We start from the raw sequence: 1,223 nt of genomic DNA on the forward strand, positions 1-1,223 counted from the left end.
CATGTGGAGCAGCGGCACCGGCTCGGAAGTCATGCGCCGCATCGCCGCACCGATGGTGGGCGGCATGGTCTCTTCGACCGTCCTCACCTTGGTCGTGATTCCGGCGCTGTACTCGCTGATCAAGCAGCGGCAGCTGGCCAGGAAGCCGCCGACACCCGCCGCGCTGCCGGTGGACGTGCCGTGAGGCGGCGCACGCCCGACTTAAGCGGGCAATGGCGGCGGTCCGCGGGTGCACGGGGGCCGTCGCTGGAGTGCCGAGTCCATGTTGATGGAAGCGCGTCAGGTGAGCTTGACCTGTGTGCGAGACACAGGTCTAGCCTCCTCAGCATCTTTCCGGGAGTCCGCCAATGATGTCCAAAGACGAAGCAGGCCCGCCTCTGATGACGGTACGCCAGCTGGCCCAGCGGGGCGACGTCACGGTGCACGTGGTGCGCAACTATCTGCGGCGCGGCCTGCTGCAAGCAGCTACGCATACCGAAAGCGGCTACCAGCTGTTCTCAGCCTCGGAGCTCCAGCGCCTGCACTTCATTCGTACGGCGCAACAGCTCGGCTTCACGCTGGCTGAAATTGAGGAAATCATCCGCCACAGCCTGATGCGACATAGTCCCTGCCCGCTCGTGAGGGACATCATCCGGCGCAGGCTCGACGACACCCGCCAACAACTGGATACGGTGCTGGCCATGCATGGCCGGATGGAGCAGGCCGTCCACGCTTGGGCAACGCTGCCGGACTCCATTCCGACGGGCGGCGATGTCTGCGCATTGATCGAAGCCGTCGCCGTGACGCAAGGCGGCAAGTTCGTCAAGTCCACCCCGCGACGACTCCTCGGACGTCGCCTCACTCAGGAGAATTTGCCATGACTGCCCCCCGCTCTCCAGCCACGTCCGGATCTCGACGTTGGGTCTTCTGGATCTTTCTCGCGCTCGCCCTGTTCTATCTCGGGGTCGAGCATCGGGCCCACCTTGCGGGAACGCTCCGCTGGCTGCCACTGGCCATCCTGCTGCTGTGCCCCCTGATGCACGTGTTCATGCACAAGGGGCACGGAGGTCACGGAGGTCACGGAGGTAATGGCCGCGACGGCGATGCCGACGACACACCGTCCGGTCACCATGACAGCCGTCGCAAGCAGGAACTTAAGGACGACACGTCCAACACCTCGTCCAGAGGGCACTGACATGCATGCATCTGAAAATGGCTATGGCCTGTGGCTCCTTGCGGCCATC

3 protein-coding genes are annotated in these 1,223 nt (G+C 64.4%); all 3 read left to right on the plus strand.

Features of this window, described 5'->3' with window-relative positions:
* Positions 1-184, plus strand: a 184-nt coding sequence (locus OC373_RS18660) for an efflux RND transporter permease subunit (RefSeq protein WP_261998272.1), incomplete at its 5' end; no start/stop codon positions are given.
* Between the two features lie 166 nt (positions 185-350).
* Entirely contained in the window at positions 351-860 is a 510-nt protein-coding gene (locus OC373_RS18665; protein ID WP_158490955.1) for a MerR family transcriptional regulator, read from the plus strand.
* Positions 857-1,174 carry a DUF2933 domain-containing protein gene (locus OC373_RS18670; RefSeq protein WP_099475659.1) on the plus strand — a complete coding sequence of 106 codons (318 nt, stop codon included), beginning with the start codon at positions 857-859 and terminating at the stop codon, positions 1,172-1,174. The genes OC373_RS18665 and OC373_RS18670 overlap by 4 nt, the downstream gene beginning before the upstream one ends.
* Positions 1,175-1,223: the final 49 nt, after the last annotated feature.

Origin of the sequence: Stenotrophomonas sp. Ste96, from assembly GCF_024519495.1 — a bacterium.
In the GTDB taxonomy this organism is placed as follows: domain Bacteria; phylum Pseudomonadota; class Gammaproteobacteria; order Xanthomonadales; family Xanthomonadaceae; genus Stenotrophomonas; species Stenotrophomonas bentonitica_A.

Bases quoted from the DNA above. Each gene is read 5' to 3' on its own strand.
- OC373_RS18665 (WP_158490955.1), top strand. From the start codon at position 351: ATGTCCAAAGACGAAGCAGGCCCGCCTCTGATGACGGTACGCCAGCTG.
- OC373_RS18670 (WP_099475659.1), top strand. From the start codon at position 857: ATGACTGCCCCCCGCTCTCCAGCCACGTCCGGATCTCGACGTTGGGTC.